16 protein-coding genes are annotated in these 17,715 nt (G+C 56.6%); all 16 read right to left on the bottom strand.

Annotation, left to right across the window (positions count from 1 at the left end; translation table 11 throughout):
- Window positions 1-126: 126 nt before the first annotated feature.
- The gene (locus VM163_02000; protein HUT02648.1) at window positions 127-1,290 is read right to left on the bottom strand and encodes a site-specific DNA-methyltransferase; all 1,164 of its coding nucleotides are present in this window, start codon (window positions 1,288-1,290) and stop codon (window positions 127-129) included.
- A gap of 18 nt (window positions 1,291-1,308) precedes the next feature.
- Window positions 1,309-2,013 (bottom strand): cyclase family protein, encoded by a 705-nt coding sequence (locus VM163_01995; GenBank protein ID HUT02647.1) that lies wholly within the window; start codon window positions 2,011-2,013, stop codon window positions 1,309-1,311.
- Entirely contained in the window at window positions 1,997-2,773 is a 777-nt protein-coding gene (locus VM163_01990; GenBank protein ID HUT02646.1) for an ATP-binding protein, read from the bottom strand. Before VM163_01990 ends, VM163_01995 begins: the two co-directional genes overlap by 17 nt.
- 12 nt (window positions 2,774-2,785) lie before the next feature.
- Window positions 2,786-3,079, bottom strand: coding sequence for an Asp-tRNA(Asn)/Glu-tRNA(Gln) amidotransferase subunit GatC (gene gatC, locus VM163_01985; GenBank protein HUT02645.1), 294 nt, complete (start codon window positions 3,077-3,079; stop codon window positions 2,786-2,788).
- A gap of 4 nt (window positions 3,080-3,083) precedes the next feature.
- On the bottom strand, window positions 3,084-6,455 hold the full coding sequence (locus VM163_01980) for a transglutaminase domain-containing protein (GenBank protein HUT02644.1): 3,372 nt from the start codon (window positions 6,453-6,455) through the stop codon (window positions 3,084-3,086).
- Window positions 6,456-6,668: 213 nt separating this feature from the next.
- Window positions 6,669-8,012 carry a magnesium transporter gene (gene mgtE, locus VM163_01975; protein HUT02643.1) on the bottom strand — a complete coding sequence of 448 codons (1,344 nt, stop codon included), beginning with the start codon at window positions 8,010-8,012 and terminating at the stop codon, window positions 6,669-6,671.
- A 523-nt stretch (window positions 8,013-8,535) separates the two neighbouring features.
- Window positions 8,536-10,950, bottom strand: a complete 2,415-nt coding sequence (locus VM163_01970; protein ID HUT02642.1) for a transglycosylase SLT domain-containing protein — start codon at window positions 10,948-10,950, stop codon at window positions 8,536-8,538.
- Window positions 10,951-11,054: 104 nt separating this feature from the next.
- Window positions 11,055-11,540, bottom strand: a complete 486-nt coding sequence (locus VM163_01965) for a 3-isopropylmalate dehydratase small subunit (GenBank protein HUT02641.1) — start codon at window positions 11,538-11,540, stop codon at window positions 11,055-11,057.
- Window positions 11,541-11,575: 35 nt separating this feature from the next.
- Complete coding sequence (locus VM163_01960) at window positions 11,576-12,457, bottom strand: pseudouridine synthase (protein ID HUT02640.1); 882 nt, start codon at window positions 12,455-12,457, stop codon at window positions 11,576-11,578.
- Window positions 12,458-12,500: 43 nt separating this feature from the next.
- Complete coding sequence (rseP, locus tag VM163_01955) at window positions 12,501-13,805, bottom strand: RIP metalloprotease RseP (GenBank protein ID HUT02639.1); 1,305 nt, start codon at window positions 13,803-13,805, stop codon at window positions 12,501-12,503.
- A 12-nt stretch (window positions 13,806-13,817) separates the two neighbouring features.
- A complete protein-coding gene (dxr, locus tag VM163_01950; GenBank protein HUT02638.1) occupies window positions 13,818-14,993 on the bottom strand; it encodes a 1-deoxy-D-xylulose-5-phosphate reductoisomerase in 1,176 nt (391 codons plus the stop codon).
- A 25-nt stretch (window positions 14,994-15,018) separates the two neighbouring features.
- Window positions 15,019-15,846, bottom strand: coding sequence for a phosphatidate cytidylyltransferase (locus VM163_01945; GenBank protein ID HUT02637.1), 828 nt, complete (start codon window positions 15,844-15,846; stop codon window positions 15,019-15,021).
- Window positions 15,847-15,849: 3 nt separating this feature from the next.
- Complete coding sequence (locus VM163_01940; protein HUT02636.1) at window positions 15,850-16,560, bottom strand: isoprenyl transferase; 711 nt, start codon at window positions 16,558-16,560, stop codon at window positions 15,850-15,852.
- A gap of 180 nt (window positions 16,561-16,740) precedes the next feature.
- A complete protein-coding gene (locus VM163_01935) occupies window positions 16,741-16,914 on the bottom strand; it encodes a 4Fe-4S binding protein (protein ID HUT02635.1) in 174 nt (57 codons plus the stop codon).
- A 64-nt stretch (window positions 16,915-16,978) separates the two neighbouring features.
- A complete protein-coding gene (frr, locus tag VM163_01930; GenBank protein ID HUT02634.1) occupies window positions 16,979-17,536 on the bottom strand; it encodes a ribosome recycling factor in 558 nt (185 codons plus the stop codon).
- Window positions 17,529-17,715 (bottom strand): UMP kinase (locus tag VM163_01925; GenBank protein HUT02633.1); only part of this gene is annotated, 187 nt, incomplete at its 5' end. The genes VM163_01925 and frr, both read right to left, overlap by 8 nt.

The following is a 17,715-nucleotide window of genomic DNA, read 5'->3' as shown; positions in this document are numbered from 1 at the left end:
AGAGCACGTTGTAGTTCTGGTCGCTCTTGAAAGGAGGATCGAGATAGACCAGGTCAACCGACACATCCTTGACGTGCAACCTTAGAACCTCAAGGTTGTCGCCATAGTAGAGTGTATTTCGCTCTTTCATTGTCCCCGCTCGATCCTCGCAGCTCGATTTACGGTGAGAGAATAACTACTCTTCGCTGCTTTTTGAAGCCTGGTTGGATTCACTTCTGCCGGCTGCATTGTATTGCCTGATATCGAGTCTAGCTCACCGACAACATCATACTGGCGGGTGATTATCTCACCAAACGTCCGCTCAAATCGAGATATCGAAAGCGTTATAGCCGGTTGGGCCGCGTCAATGCCAATCCAGCGGCGATTGAGGCGCTGGGCAACGGCGATGGTCGTGCCGCATCCGCAGAACGGATCGAGAACGAGGTCGCCCTCGTTGCTGCTGGCTTTAATAATCCGCTCCAAGAGCGCCTCGGGTTTCTGCGTGGGATAACCTAGGCGTTCGGGGGAATTTGCGTTGAGCATTTGAATAACCCACCAGTCCTTGGGCAAGCTTCCTTTCTTCATGTATTGCCGGTATGTCCATTGCGGATACTTCGCTTCATCCTCAGGTTTGAGTCTTCCCTGTCCCACGGCGAACGGGCCACCTTTGGCGCGTATTATGTATTTCCCCTTTTCATCCCTGTGCTTGAATCTGGCCGCGTAGTCATCAGGATAGGGCTCAAGCACATCTTGAACATTGAAAATCCGGTGGTCACTCTTGCTAAAATATAGCAACGTATCGTGTTTCTTCGCCCATGTCTTCTTAGCCGTCTGCATTGAACTATAGCACCATACGATCTCATTTCGAAAGTTCTTGGGCCCGAACACTGCATCCATAAGAAGCCTGAGATAGGCGCTGGCAGTCGGGTCGCAGTGCAGGTATATGCTCCCGGTGCGCTTCAGGATCCTTTGCAGCTCGATGAGGCGCGGAGCCATCATGGAGATGTAGGCGAGCATGTCGCTGTTGCCCAACAACTTCCGGAAGCCCTGCATCGCCTCTGAGACCTTGCCGCCTCTTTCCACGACCTCCTCAAAGGCCTCTGCCGCTTCCAGGTCCCAAGTCCAAGTATCCTTGAACGCCTTGATCTGCGCAGGGGACCGCGTCCCGTTTCTCTCCGCAAAGAGCACGTTGTAGTTCTGGTCGCTCTTGAAAGGAGGATCCAGATAGATCAGGTCAACCGACTCATCCTTGACGTGCAACCTTAGAACCTCAAGGTTGTCGCCATAATAGAGCACGTTCTTACCCTGCATCGTGAAGCCCCTATCCCCTCAGCACTCTGCCAGGTCCCGGTCCGCTTCTGCTTGCGCGCCAGCAGCCTCTCCCAATGGGCGGAGCAGCGCCCTAACAGGCGCGCCGTCAGGCACATCGAGCTTTAGCGGCAGGCACAACAGCTCATAGCCGCCAGGGGCAACCTGCGAGAGGTCCAGGCCCTCCAGAATCAACACCTGATTCGCCAAGAGAACCTTGTGCGTCTCAACACCCAACGGTCCCATCTGCCCAATGCTGAGGTAGTCAATCCCGACGAGCGAGGCGCCGAGCTCGACAAGGAACCTCGCGCCGTCCGGCGTCAGATAGACGTAGTTGAAGTCAAAATCGGTGGCAGAAAGCAGCGCCGAGTTCTTGGTCTTAAGCAGAACTCGCCTCATATATGATATCTCCTGCTCACGAAGAAAGCCGGCGTCGATGGATTGCTCGCACTGGGAGCAGTCGACAACGGTGCATTCCCCGATGAGAGGCTCGAGGCTAACCTCCGCAAGCGTGAGACCTCCCCTGATTATATGCGCCGGGGCATCGAGATGTGTGCCGGCGTGGCTGCCCATGCAGAACCTATGAACAAGGGCGCCATCATCCTTGCCTGCGCCTTTGGCCGTTTCAATCTCGATGGCTGGGTCGCCTGGGAAGGCTATCGTCCGGGGCGAGAGATGCATAGAAATGTCCCACAGCGGGACTTGAGAGCTACTCTTCGGCGGCACTCTTGGGCGTTTTTCCTCTTTTGTTACGGGTTGTTGGCGAGGCGATCTTCGGTCTGTAGTCATCTGCCTTAATCTCGACCAGATCACACATCTCGTAGAGCCTCGATCGAAGGCGCATGCCTATCCTCTCCTCGAGCGTCTGCGCTGCTCTGGTGAGGCTGCTCTTCTTGCCCCGCGCATCGAGGTAGTTGGTCGTAATGATCATCATCTTCTTGTTGTTGTAACGATAGTTGATGATGAAGCCGAGCCTGTCTCGCACCCACTCGCTGACGTGCTCAGCCCCAAGATCGTCCAGAACCACCACCTCTGTCTCAAGAACAGGTTGCAGTATGTCGCTTTCGGAAGGCCCGCCCTTGGGGTCCGAATAGGTCTCCTTGATCTCGTCAAGCAGCGCACGGAAATCCACGAATAGGCATGGGACACTCTTGGAGATGATGTCCTTTATTATCCCCACAGCGAGGTGCGTTTTGCCAACACCGCAGCCGCCCATGAAAAGCAGACCGTCGCGCCGTGCCGGATACGCCTTGACCAGAGCCATCGCGATGTCCCTGGCCCGCAGCAGGCTAGTGTTGTTGCCCACCTCGAACCCCAGCAGACTACAGTGAGAGTAGCGCTCGGGGATATTGGCCTGAGCAAGCAGGATGTCCTGCCGAAGGCTCTCATAGCAGTCGCACCTGAAGGCCTCGTCGCCCTCTATCACCCAGCCAGTGTCGTTGCAGCGCTCGCAGCGGGGACCATCGTCCTCAAGACCTTCGTCCATGAAGCCTCCCACCTAGTCGCTCTTGATCACCTTCGGGACACGGAAGTAGTCGCCCTGACGGTCCGGCGCCATCGCCAATGCCGCCTCCTGAGTAATGCCCGGCCGACACTCGTCCTCCCGGAAAACGCCCGTCAAATCCTGCGTGTGCGCCGTCGGAGGCACATTCGCAAGGTCGAGCTCGTTCAGCTTATCAACATAGCCAATTATGCGAAGAAGCTGCCGACTGAACGTCTCCCTCTCCGTCTCGTCAAGCTCGACGCCAGAAAGCCTCGCGAGGTATTCGATCTGCTCCCTTCCGATCTGCATCCCTTCAGTTCACCGTAAGATATGGATACACGGCGCTAGAGTTTTCGGACTTGTCAAACGCCACGACCTCTAGCGTCATGTTGCCACCCGGAAGTCCGCCCGGCACAACTATCTGGAACGTGTAGATGCCGTCACCTGCGAAATCATCTCCGTCCACCCCCTCGTCGTTGAGGTAAAGACCTGTCGGAACGCCACCCTGAAGGAACAGCTCAACACGGTCAATGTCCGATGGGCCATTGGGGTCGGAAACCAACACAACCATCTTCAGGACATCGCCCGGCGCCACGGATTCGACTCCCCAGAATCCGCCGCCCATGATCATGGGCGCCCCGTCGGCCGTAGCGGCCGGCTGCCAGAGGTCAACGTTCATCTGCGAGGCCTCGCTCGGCAAAGCAAGCGGCCCAGAAAGCACATTCAGGTATGGCCACGCGGGGCTCTGATTGCCATCTGCGTCCGTTGCTACGAGCTCCACACAATACGCCGCGGGGCCTATCTCACCAGGCCCCATCTGCTGAAGACACGTGAAGATGCCGTCGCCAGGGAAGTCGTCCGGCTCAATGCCGTCATCCGTCAAGAAAATGCCCAACGGAATGCCACCGTAATAGGCCTCGACCGTCTGCACATCTGATAGACCATCAGCGTCAACAACGAAAGCCTGCATCCCGAACTCGAACCCCGTCGCGGAACTGACGCTGGCGTCAAGATAGCCAGCCGCATAGATGTGCGGTGGGAACGATGGCCCCGCGGAAGGTGTGAACTGGAGCACATAAGAATCCTGCTGACGTATTGCCACGTAGTTATCGTAGCTCTGAACCTGCTGCCACGTGCCGCCAACTTTCTTGCTCACGTCAACGCCTAACGTAACAAACTGCTTGACGTCAACCACGTCCTCGTTAGAGAAAACAACATAGTAAGTCTGGGATGGCACCTCCACGCTCAGGCTGTCGCCGGGAGAATCCGCACGCCACTCGTATGCCTCAAAGCCGCGTCCATCCTGGTAGTTATCGAACTCATCAGAGTTGACGATGAAGAAATCAACGTCGCCAGCGTTCTCCTTGTTCCCGAAAGTCGCCCCGCCAACGCTGTACAACATCTCAAACTCCACGTTGTAGGAGATGTCTAGCTTATACTGCTGATCGCCGGAAAGCTGAGCGTTCTCGATCGACGGCAGCTGCGGCATCTGGCCATCCCCGATCGTCCACGTGTGGGAATACTCCTCACCCGCCACGGTAGCGGTTAAGACCTGTGATTCGGCAACCTGGCCTATTCGGCTCACGACGCTCATCCAGAAATCCCTGTCGTTGCCCAGGTCCATTACAACCTCTCCGGTCGAATCGGTATATACGGTTATCGCTGTGTAAAAAGGGTAACTGAGGTTGTTATAGAACGGCACGCGAACCCTTATCTCCGCTCCGTCCACCGGGTTGTGGTTCACATCCTCGACCCTCGCATGGAACGTGCAGGTCTCACTGAATCTCTTGGTCGCGTTGACAGGATACGTGTCGCCCCTGTCCTGCGAGATGGCCGACAGGTCCTTGCTCCCGCCGAAGTCCTTGTCGTAGAGCACGCTCTGCTTCGCAACAGATGTGTGGTTGCCGTTCCAGTCAACCTGGTAGCCGTGCCAATCCCCCTCCCAGAACTCGTTCGTAACGTGGTCCCAGGTGTGGTTGTTGACGCCAGCGCACGGCAGGAGGCAGGCCCTGGCCGCCGCGTTCATCAAGTCCTGAATCTCGCCGCAGTTGCCGTTGTGCTCAAAGCATACCTGATTGGCCTGGATCGGCCGGTTATCATCGATGCTCCTAGCCCTGAACGGCAGATTCCTGCTCACCCAGTTGCCCACAACATCGACCGCCATGCTGTCGGGCTCAAACGGCCTGAACGCGGGAAGCGAGGCGTTAACCACGCTGTCGTCCCAAAGGTGGCTGGCGTTGCCGATCACATCCTGCAGCGTCGGGTAGTGGCCGATCGTTACGTCGTTTGTCTCCTCTGCGACGTAGCCCAAGCCAAAAGGCAAATCAAGATCGCCCCAAGCGTTCTCAGGAGCGCACGCCCCGTGAAACTGGAACACAACCGTACTTCCATTCATCCAACTCCGAATTTGGGATACAACGTTCTCACCAGCCAGCGCCTCGTAAAAGGCGCGGCTCTGATTTGAGGCGATGATGACCTTGCTACAACGGCCCCAGAACCTGATTATGAAATCGTCCGAGGTGAACATCTCATAAGGGATGTCGTTGCTCTCGAGGACCTCCTGAATTGGGCCGACTATGTTTGGGTCGCCGGTGTCGTCAACCACACCAACATAGTCGTTGAAATCCCGGCCCAGAATCTCGCTCGGAGGTCCATAAATGCCCGCAGAGCGCATGACCAAATTCTCGAGCATCTTGGGCTTGCCCGCAGCGTAGGCCCGCTCCGCGTTCATCGTCGTGACAACGACGCGGGACAGGCTCCAGGGGTATTCGCACAGGAGCGGTTTCTCAGAATCAGAACCGCTCATCATAATGGCCGCGCGGTATCCCTTGTCGCCGTCAGTCAGGTAACCTGTCGCTGAAGGCCCCCACCCATCGATGTCTTCGGCCGCTATCCAATTCGGACTCTTGTTCAAATAGTAGTTTGTGTAGTCAAATTCCTCGGACGGATTGTAGAACAAATACTCGCGCCAAAAAAAACCGTATGTGCTAGTATTCCAGGTGAGTGTGGGACTCATCGAGGGAGTCTCGTCTCCGTGCTTCGGATGAACGACATACCAGTAGTAAATGTCTCGCGGCAACTCATACTCGTCCAGCACGCCGCCGCGAATCGTTTTGTAACGAACGGTGGAGTAGTAGTCGGGGTCCTGCCCGGGAACGCCATGGTCAACAATGTCCGCATAGGGAATCTCGGGACTAATCTGGTAGAGTATCTGCGCGTTCTTTATGTAAAGCTGCGGATCAGCTGCCCTGAGCACGTCTTTCGATGAATGCGCAATCGTGAAAGCTACCTCGTCGATGATCCTGGGGTCCTGAATGTCAACAATCAGCTGGCCCCAGACCTCCTGCTGCCCAGTGCTCATACGCGTGAACATGTCGTAAAGCTCCATCCGCAGCCAGTCAGGGACAAGGTCAAGTGCTTGCTCCGCCTCGAGCGCGACCATTGCCTGCGGAGTTAGTTCCGTCACATAGCTCCCACCATCGAGGCGAACAGGTTGCCCGGCGTTGAACTTGCGGCCAACCACACCCGATTGGCCTGAAGCGACATCCGCTTCGTCCACAGAGAGCGTGGCGGTCGGCCCGCGAAGCACCTCGGGCGAAGGCTGAACCCCAGACGCAAGAAGACTCATGTTGAAGGCCAAGAAAAACGTCGCAACTGTCAATAAGAACACCATTGTCGCTCTCATGCAGATATCCCTCCCAAAATGGTGCCGCCCATAGTTCATATAGGCCGCTGAAATAAGCTAGACCACAAACTGCTCCGAGCAAGAACTCATCGCAAAAAGCTCATCCCTATCATAGCTGTCCCCACCTTACCTGTCAACAAAATGAGCTTGCAGCATCCGGCCATCGGCGTCTGAAGGCTCGGAAAATGACACGATGTTTCCCTCGTTGAGAGACTATACTAGATGCCCCAGCAGGAGTGTAGCAAGTCCGAGAAACACGAAGAACCCGCCAACATCCGTCGCCGTGGTCACGAATATGCTGGAACCGAGCGCCGGATCAAGCCTCAATGTCCTCAGCACCAGTGGCACAAGTGCCCCGAACAGTCCCGCGATAACGAGGTTTACTATCATGGATACGAACATGATCAGCCCCACCCAAAAGTTCTTGAACCACAGTCCAGCAAGCGAGCCCATTATCACGCCGCAGATTGTCCCGTCGAGAAGCCCCACGCTCATCTCCTTCAGCAGAGCGCGCCACGAGCCACGAATCGAGACCTCGCCCAGCGCAAGCCCCCTGACAATCACGGTCAGCGACTGAGCGCCCGCGTTGCCACCCATGCCAGCCACGATCGGCATCATGACAGCTAAGCCAACGTATTTCGCAATCGTTGACTTGAAAAGGCTCACGGTGAAGGCCGCCAGCAACGCAGTCCCAAGGTTCACGAGCAGCCACGGAGCACGAAGCCGAACCGACTTGAGCGGATTCGTGAAGACTCGCTCGTCCGTGTTCAGGCTCGCAAGGTAATACATGTCCTCCGTCGCCTCATCCCGCATCACGTCCATGACGTCGTCAAACGTAACAATCCCAATTAATCTTCGGGCCTTATCAACAATCGGCATCGCCAGAAAATCGTAATCCTGCATCTTCTTCGCAACATAGGCCTGGTCCCTATCCGCACCCATCGAGATGACATCTCGCTCGACGATATCAGACACCCTCTTCGCGGGGTCGGCAAGTATCAGGTCCTTCAGCGATACAACCCCCGTCAGCTTCCCCTTTAAGTCCACAACGTAGATCGTGTATATCGTCTCCTTGTTGGGAGCATCTCGCCTCAGAGACTCCAGCGACTCTGCAACGGTCATGTTCTCACGAAGCGAGGCGAACTCCGTGGTCATGATCGCGCCGGCCGTCTCCTCTGGATATGACGTGATCAGCTCTACATCTTCACGACCCTCCTCTGCCACATGTCGTAATATCTCGGCGGCATCGCTCTCATCGAGCTCGCGCAGCAGGTCGGCGCTGTCATCAGGGTCCATCTCCTGCACCAGCCCGGCCACCGTCTTCGCATCGACTGCATCGGCGAACTTGACCTGCTGATGGCCCTGAATGTGGCCGAATATCTCCGCTGCCTTCTCAGGCGAAACCAGCGACAGTATCGTCGAGATCTGTTCAGGTGCAAGCCCCTCAAGAGCGTCTGCGACGTCAGCGGGATGCGACTCCTCACAGAACTCCTTCAAAACATCAAGCTTGTTGTCTTTCAGAAGCGCCTGAATCTCAGGAAGAAGAAGGTTTCTCATCTCAGCCTCAACTTAGAACCACTGGGTCCGTTGCGAATCCTGCGCCATTATCTTGGTCATGGCATACTAACACTGGAGCCAACCCTGTCAATTCTCACAAGTCCGCCACAAATAGAGAAAAGGCCCCGCACACACGCGCCAATATGATTATCGGGGTGCGGATACCAGGAGTTTTCGTATTCTTTGATTAAGGAGCCTTGGGTTGTTGCGTCCGGGTCTTGGGCTTGGTCAACAAGAGAGTGGAATTAGGATTGACGTGATGCTGCGTTTCGGTCCCCCGAAGGGGGGCCACATTGCGGATTGCGAATTGCGGATTGACTGCCAACTGCCAACTGCCAACTGCCAACTGCCAACGGATTACGGATTGTAGGTTCCACGTTTGCCTCGCTCGCCCTGAAGGGGTACACAACAACCTGCGCCTAATGGGAGATTGGATCATTCAAAGCGGTTTCAGAAGAGCGAGCTATGAAACCTGGCCCACACCAGCAACTTGGCGCCCACAACTCGCCAAAGTGAACCTGGCTTAGCCCGGGCGGTCTGACGAATACAGCCACTTATAGATGTGGTATGAGGCGAGGACCTTCTGCGTGTAGCGGCGGGTCTCAGCGAAGGGAATCATATTGATAAACTCTTCGTCCTCGACCGTGCTGGGACAAGTCTTCAGCCACCGCTGCACATTGCCTGGGCCGCCGTTGTAGGCCGCAAGGGCAAAAACCAGCCGACCGTCGAAGCGGTCCAAAAGCCGGCGAAGATACGCGACGCCGAGCTCGATGTTGGTTTTCGGCACGTAAAGCTGCTCGAGAGTAAGGTCGTCGAGGCCAAGCGATTGCGCAACGTGCGTGGCCGTCGGCGCAATAAGCTGCATGACACCCCTCGCCGCGGATGACGAGACACTTTCCACCTGGAAGCGACTCTCCTCACGGATTATCGCATAGACGATGGCCGGCTGGACGTTGTGCGCCTTGCTCATGCGCTCCACTTGGTCTGAAAAAACCCGAGGATATAGCGCTTCCACAAACCACCGGGGCAGATCGGACACTGCAAGCCCGAGGTCCTTCAGGCTCTTAAACGCTCGCTCTGCAAGCAAGATTGTCTCATCCTGTCTGCCAACGCGCTCGAACGTCTTGATTGTGGCGTATAACGTTTGGAGATCGCCAGGCTCATCGACTGAGATCGATCGGAGCAGCCTTCCCCCCTTGTCATCCATACCAAGAGACACAAAGAATGAAGCGACATCTCTCATCGTGCCGCAACTTGCCGGAGGCATGAAGGCAAATGCGCCATCGCCGTTTAGGGCAAAGAGGCCCGCGGTTCTGCCATTTTCTTTCAGGAAAGTATCCCTGAGAGCAATCGCGCTGCGCCACGTCCTAGAGCCTTCCTTCGACAAGACCTGGGCCTCTCGAAGCAGGCCGATATACCCGCCGTCATCGCCTTGCGGGCAAAGCTCCTGCGCCGAGCGCAGAGCGCTCTTGGCCAGCCGAGCAAGCGCCCTCGAATCGGCCTTACCCTCCGACTTCAACGCACCAAGCCTATCGAGCGCGGCCAAGCCGAAATACGAGTTGGGAAAGTTGGCGACCGTCGTAGCATAGCGCTTGGCCGCCACGTCATAGTCGGCACTCAGGTCGCTCACCCTCGCCGCAAGGTATGAGGCGCTCTCGTAATAGGGCGTCTTCCCCGCCAGAGCTACAAGCCCTGACAGAAACGTTTTGGCGGATGGCAGAGCGCCTGCCGCAAGCAACGCCAGCGCAATGCGCCACCGCGCGTGAGCCGCATAGACCTCTTCCGGGAAACGCTCAATACTGGACTCGAGTGCTGCCCTAGCCTGAGCGCCCTCTCCGGCCGCCTCAAGTTCCCGGCCAACCAGGTAGGCCGCTTTCGACTGCTCCCGACTGTCTAAAGAGCTCGCACACGCCGATTTGTAGCGCTCGACTGCCTGACCGTGACGGCCTAAACGGCTGTTGCAATGGCCGAGATACATCTCCGCCCATGCGGCCTCCTCGGGCTTCTCCGAGAGCTCCTTGAACCGCTCGAATTGTTGGACCGCTCCTTCGTAGTTCCTCTGACTGAAGAGACAAAGCGCACCCGTGCGCACCACCTTGACAACGATGTCGCTTTCGCTTTGGGGCGGAATCTTCGCGAGATGGCGCAGGCACTCTTGATACTTGTGGTTCCAGAGGCAGACCTCGCCCGCTGCAAGATAGAAGTCCGGGCCCAGTTGCTCCTGCACGTGGCAGGTTGAAGTGAGCCCGCTCAGCCTATCGAGCGACTTGGCGCTGTAATCATCCTTCTTTTCACGCATGAGCAGCGATACGTATCTCTGGCAGGCAGCCTCAACCTGACCCAACTTCTCCTCGCAGCACGCCACCATAAACTGGAACCCGTCGTCAGATTGGAAAACCGCTGCCAGCTGCTCGAAGGACGAAAGCGAGGCGGCGTATTGGCCAGCGTCGTAGAGCGCTTCTGCCAGACCCGAAATCGCTTCCTTGAACTGCTCGCTAGGGGGATACTTGGCAGACAGGGCCTCTGCCGCTTCCTCCGCCAGCCCCCACTGCTTTGCTCTCGCTGCCCAAAGGACCGCGTCGCAGAGAGCCTCCTCGCCTAGCAGCCCGCCCGACGACGCCTCGACCGCAATAAAAAGCCGAGCGGCCTGGGCAAACCGGCCCATTTGGGCCAGCGATTCCGCCTTCAGGTAGTCGAGCCGGGCAGCGCGGTAAGTTGCAGGAAACAGCATAGCGATGTTATCGAGCTCTCGGATGACCGTTTCATAATCCTTCTGTCTGAATAGCTCGGCCAGATGCTCCGTCCGGAAGCTCACCTCCTCCCACTGGAGCGCCTCAGAAAGCTTAAGAAGCGTGCCCTTTGCCCGGCTTTCTGGAGCTACAATCAAGGCCCATAAAATGACCACTAAAGCGACCCCGACCGATGTTCGTCGCCTCATACTATCCCACATTGGCCCCTCAAGTTGACATCGCTGAAACCTGTTGAACTCCAACCAGCCTATCGGATGCGCGGCGCGCAACTTAAGGCCAACAGGCGTTAGACTCAAGTCTGGAGCATTTTTCGGACGTGCTGGACTAGGCCGCCCTCATCTAGAATCTGCATCACCTGTTTCGGGAACGGAGGGAATGAAAACTCGCTCCCATCAACCGCTATTACGTTCTGCGATAGATCAATCGCAACACGCGAATCTCGGCGTATCGCATCAACACATTCAGGATGCTCGATAGCAGCAAGCCCAGCGTTGATCGCGTTTCTAAAAAATATCCGGGCAAATGACCTGGCAATTAGGCCAGAAACACCCGCATATTTGAGGGCAAACGCCGCCTGCTCTCTCGAGCTCCCACAGCCGAAGTTCTTGCCCGCGACTATGATGTCCCCCTCACGAACCGTCTCAGCGAACATCGGGTCGAGGTCCTCAAGGGCGTGCTTCGCCATCTCGGCGGGGTCCGATACTGTGTATGTATATTTCCCGGGGAAAATCACGTCAGTATCTATATTGTCACCGAAAAGCCATACTCGAGGCTGCAGTCTCCACCCCTCCCATCTTGATTGCTCTGCCTAGCCTATTGGGCTCTTCTAGTCCGTTTCCTAGGCTTCTTCGTCTCTGGCGCCGCGGAGCGCTTGTGGGGCACGGCGGCCTTGCTGCGATTGACGGTCCGTTGCTCGATGTCAGTTGACGCACCTGTAAGCTTCAGGCATTTGCGCCTCAGCATCTCAGCTTCCGCGGCGCTAAGCGCAACGGCGGCGCCCTCAGGGAGCTTGCCCAATTTGAAGTAGAATAGCCTTATCCGCCTGAGCTTCATAACCGGATGGCCCAGCGCCTGGAACATCCGCTTGAGCACCCTATTGCGCCCCTCGCATAGAACTACACGGATCCAGGCATTGGAGGCCGTCTTGCTGTCCACCTCAACCTCCTTCGCCCTCGCCTGGCCGTCCTCAAGCCGCACCCCTCCCATAGCCCTTTGAAGCGTCTTCTCGGTGGGGATGCCGCGAACCTTCACCAGGTATTCCTTCTCCACCTGGAATCTCGGGTGCGTGAGTATATTGGCAACCTCGCCATCATTCGTAAGAAGCACCAAGCCCTGGGAGTCGGTATCGAGCCGGCCCACTGGGAAAACCCTTTCCTTGCAGTCAGGAATCAGGTCCCCAACGGTCGGGCGTCCTTCCGGGTCAGAGCAGGTCGAGACCACGCCCCTCGGCTTGTTGACGAGGTAATAGACTCGCTCAGCCCCAACCTGAACGCGCTTGCCGCGGACCTCTATCCTCGCCTGGGTTGGATGCACCTTGAAACCAAGGTCCTTAACGACCTTGCCGTCAACCGAAACATGGCCCGCGCAGATGAGCTCCTCGCACTTACGCCTCGCGCAAACGCCGGCGGCGGCGAGGACCTTGTGGAGCCTCTGTTCACCGAGGGGAGCTTCTCTGGCTGTTTTCTGCGGTTTCATGGGGAATCAGGCAAACAACTGCCGACAAGTGTCAAGCAACTTCTCAGCGGAGAATTCTGAGAATGTCGTTGTAGGAAACGAGCAGCATGAAGCCTATCAAGACCGCGAAACCGATACGAGTGGCGGCCTCTTTGAACTTCAGGCTTACGGGACGCTTGGTCGCGGCTTCAATACCCAGAAACAGGACGTGCCCTCCGTCGAGAACGGGGATCGGAAGTAGATTCAGGATGAACAATTGAACACTTAAGAAGGCTATCAGCTCCAGCAAAGGTGTCGTTCCGGCCCTGGCGTATTGACCCGCAACCCTTGCTATCATGATCGGCCCGCCGAGGCTCTTGATGGAGGCCTCGCCCGTAATCAGCCGGCAGAGGACCTCAAGCGTTAGCCCCATAGTGGAGAACAGCTTCTGCACTCCCCGGTAGATCGACTCGCCAAACGAGTATCTCATCATCTTCCTCGGAGAGGGAGGCGCTCCGATCCCAATCGCAAACGACTCAAGCTCATCGCTGAATTCGGGCACAACTGTCAGCTTCAAAACCCTTTCGCCCCTCTTGACCTGCATGACAAGCGGCTTCCCGTCGCTCGCCTTGACCGCGTCCCTGAGCTGCATCCAGTCAGACACCTTGACCGCGTTTATGTTCAAGACCACGTCACCGGCCTCAAGCCCTGCCCTCTTTGCTGGCCTAGCGGGCATCACGTTCTCGATTACAGGTGGTATCGGCATGCCAACGCCTATAACGCCAGCCCCATAGCGACGTTCCTCAGCCACAGTCAGACTCACCGTCCTATGCCGGCCGTCCCGCTCTACAACCATCGAGATGTGTTGCCCGGGGCGGCTTCCGATCTCTGTTAGAGCAGCCTCCCACGTCGGCGTGGGGCTGTCCATGACCTCAACTATTGTGTCTCCATAAGCGATTCCTGCCATGGCCGCTGGCGAGCTCTCCTCAACCCAGCCGACCATCGCTGGCTGGTCAATGTATGCGGAAACCGAGATGCCGAGCATGTAGATCAGCGGAAAGAGCAAGGCGGCCAAGGCGAAGTTCGCAAACGGGCCCGCGATGTACACGTAAAGCCTCTGTAACTTGCCACGAGAGCAGAGCTCGTAGTGCTTAGGCTCGTCACCTTCCGGCTCCTCTTGGCCCGCGATCTTGACGTATCCACCCCAAGGAATGAGCGAGACCATATACTCGGTCTCCCCTCGCTTGATGCCAAAGAGCTTGGGCCAAAAGCCGATCGAGAACTTGTCAACCCGAACGCCAAGCGATTTCGCTGCGCCAAAATGGCCCAGCTCATGCACGAGCACCAGAATGCCCAATACAACCAAGAACATCAGTATTGTGAAAAGCAACCTGCTACCTCTTCAACTCCTGTCCGCTACCTTCCTCGCCTCGGCCTCAGCCACCTGCGTTGCCCACTCCTTGACTGCAAGAATGGCCTTGAGCGAGTCGATCGCGACGACCTGGTGCTGTCGCATTGTCTCCTCAATCACTTCCGGTATCTCAGTAAAACTAATCGTCCCGTTTCTAAAATACTCTATCGCAATCTCGTCGGCTGTGCATAACACTGCCGGCATGCTGCCGCCAGCCCGAGCAGCTTCATACGCTATGTCTAGACACCCGAAACGCACTCTGTCAACCCTCTCGAAGTGAAGCGCACTGAGCTGTTCAGCCGACAGAGCGCTAGCATCCCAACCGAATCGCTGAGGCGCAGAGAGAGCGTAAAGGATCGGCAGTTCCATGTTGGGGACAGCCATTTGGGCCTTCCAAGAGCCATCAACGAACTCCACCATCGAGTGCATAATACACTCCGGATGAATCAGCACATCGACCTTGTCCGGCGGCTGGTCAAATAGCGTGCACGCCTCGATGACCTCCAGGCCCTTGTTCATCAGCGTAGCCGAATCGACATTGATCTTCTCACCCATGTTCCAGACTGGGTGCTTCTGGGTCTCACGAAACGACCTTCTCTGAAGCTGCTCCATCGTGTCCCCTCTGAAAGGACCACCAGACGCCGTCAGGATAAGCCGCCTGACCGATTCGGGCGCCTCACCGGCGAGGCACTGCATTATGGCACTGTGCTCCGAATCGACCGGCGTCAACCTGCCTCCTCTTTGCCGCACCATTTGCATGAGCAGCGGGCCCATCATCACGAGGCTCTCTTTGTTGGCCAGCGCAATGTCAAGCCCAGCCTTCGCGGAGTAATAGGTGGGATACAGGCCAGCCTGGCCCGAAATTGCGGATACGACCACCTCGGGGTCCGATCTCTCCAAAAACGTCTCCACTGTTTCGTAACTGTGCAGGACCTGACACTCTGTCCAGCCGTCCCTTTTCAACTGCTCCGTAAGCCTCTCTGCTGTTGGCAAATCCTGAACCCAAGCGCAGCGCACGCCAAACCGCCTGATCTGTTCAGCGAGCAGAATCGCGTTCCTGCCGGCCGCAAGCCCTACCACGCGGAACCGCTCGGGAAAGGACTCGAGCACGTGCAGCGTCTGCCGACCTATCGACCCGGTGCTTCCAAATATCGCAATTCGTTTCATACTTGGCCTATCCCGCTATCTCTCGCTAGGCCGCGTTTGGTAGAACTATCGTGAAAAACATGAACGCCACAGGAGCGTTGAACAAGAAGCTGTCAACCCTGTCCAGAACGCCTCCATGTCCGGGAAGGAGCGCGCCCGCGTCCTTGCGCCCAGCCGCACGCTTGACAAGTGAGACGCACAGATCACCGAGCTGGCCGAAGACGCCAAGCAGAACGCCGAGCAGCGCCGCTTGCCCCGCAGAAAGGCTTCCAATTAGCCAGCCAACTATCAAACAGGTCAGTATTGAGGCGACGACGCCGGCCACGCACCCTTCCAGCGTCTTACTGGGGCTGATCCGCTCAAGGGCCTTGTGTTTCCCCCATCGACAGCCGCAGAAGTAGGCGGCAGTATCGCACATCCACGTCGCTAGTATAACGAGGATGACTAGGGCCAGCCCCCTCTCATCATTCCGCCCCGGGAATCGCATAGACCCAAGGCAGACGGCAAAACTCGCTAGAAACGGCAGGAAGATTATCGAGAACACGGAAAAGACGACCCTGGTCAATACCTTAGTAGGCTCTTGATTCGACAACAGCCCGCGCAGCAGAAGAGCGAGCACCGATATCAGGAGTATCAAGCCAATTGATTCTAAACTGTTGCTCAAGAACGAAAATGCACAGGACACCAGAACTATGAGCAGCCAGAATATCTCAACGCCTGACTCCTTGAGCATCCTGTGAAGCTCGCGCAGGCCGCCCAGGACAACTGCCAGAACGAGGAGACTAAGGCCGGTCCTGCCAAACAGAACAATCACCGCCAAGACAGCGGGGGCGGCAATGACAGCCGTGATTACGCGGGCTTTAAGGTTGGTCAATTGTCAGATAACTCTTCCGAACTTTCTCGTTCTATGCTGAAAATTGGCTATCGCCCGGTGCAGCTCGTTCTCCCGAAAATCTGGCCACAAGACATTCGTAACGTGTATCTCAGTATATGCGATCTGCCACAGGAGAAAATTGGAGATTCTCATCTCACCGCTCGTTCTGATCAGAAGGTCCGGGTCCGGCTGGTCAAACGAATCGAGACAGCCCGCAAACGTTCTTTCATCGAAGCTCGCGAGGTCGAGCCTACCCTCCGCATGTTGCCGGGCGATCTTGGTGGCAGCGCGCAATATCTCCTGCCGGCCGCTGTAGTTGAGGGCAAGATTGAGTCGCATGCCGCGAAGACCGCTCGTGTCCTCGATTACCTCATTTAGGGCGTGCTGGGCGTGCTCGGGGAGGCGGGATGCGTCTCCGAAGACCCCTAACCTTATGTTGTTGTCAATCAGCTCCTGCTTCTCCTCTCTGAGATACTCGGTCAACAGATGCATGAGAGCGTCTATCTCATCCGATGGCCGCTCCCAGTTCTCATACGAGAACGCGTACAGCGTCAGGTGGCCAATGCCGAGCTTTGCGCACTCGGTAACCGTGGCGCGGACAGACTCAATCCCCTCGGTGTGGCCGGCTATTCGTGGTAGTCCTCGGGTCTTAGCCCATCTTCCATTCCCGTCCATTATGATCGCGACGTGACGAGGCAGCCGCGACATATCCATCTTGGGCGTCTTGTCGTCTGGCGTAGCGCCTACCCCCTGCTGAGCGGAGCCGATCGCCCGCGTTCCGGGCGAGCACGCTTCCTAATACTGTTAATATGTTCTTGCGACATCCAGTCGCTGTGCCCACCACAAACAAGGCAGGCACAGCCAAATGCCGTCCGTAAGCTAACTCAAGAGGCCCTATTCCGCTGGGGCGATTGCATCAACCGGACAAACCTCAGCGCAAGCCCCACAATCCGTGCACTTCTCGGGGTCAATCTCATACCTGTCCTCGCCCTCTGAGATCGCGTCAAAATTGCACGCATCCACGCACGTCCCGCAAGAAATGCACTCTTCGCTTATCTTGTGTGGCATTTCCAACCCTCCCTTCAGATCACTCCGTCAAAACATGACCTTTGCTGATTGAATCCCAAATGGACTAGAACTCCATCAGTTCCTTCTGTTTGCTCTCTTGTATCTTGTCGATCTGAGCCATGAACTCATCCGTCATCTCCTGTAAATCATCGAACGCCACGCTCGCCCTATCCTCAGAAATATCCTTCTCCTTCTCAAGGCCGCGTATCTCGTTCTTCGCCTCCTTGCGAACGTTCCGCACCGCCCCCCGACATTCCTCGCAATTCTTCGCCGCAGCAGCGCTGATATTCTTCCGTCGCTCCTCGGAAAGCGGCGGTATCGTGATTCTGATAACGTTGCCGTCGCTGGCTGGAGTAAGATTATCACCAGCACGAAGGATCGAGATCTCGATCTCCTTCAACAGGTTCGGGTCCCATGGCTGAATCACGAGCAAGCCACTCTCTGGCACGGAGACCGTCGCCAGCTGTGAAAGTGGCATTTTCTCCCCGTAGCACTCAATCCTGATGTCCGACACCAGCGAAGGCGTGGCCCTACCCGTCCGCATCTTCAGAAGATGTCGCTTGAGCGCATCGACATTCCTTTGCATGTTCGATCTGGCTTCCTTAAATACCTCATCAAGCATCGTGTGCCTCCCCGAGCAAAGTTCCAACATTTGCGCCCGTCAAAACTTTTCTTATATTGCCCTTGTCAAGCAAATTAAAGACGATAATCGGCAGGCTGTTTGCGCGGCACAGGGAAACCGCCGTCAAGTCCATGACCTCAAGCCCCGAGACCAGATAATCCTTGTAGCCAAGCTTCTCG

The sequence above is a fragment of the bacterium genome (assembly GCA_035527515.1).
In the GTDB taxonomy this organism is placed as follows: Bacteria; B130-G9; B130-G9; order B130-G9; family B130-G9; genus B130-G9.
This window is presented reverse-complemented; position numbering and strand designations above follow the sequence as displayed.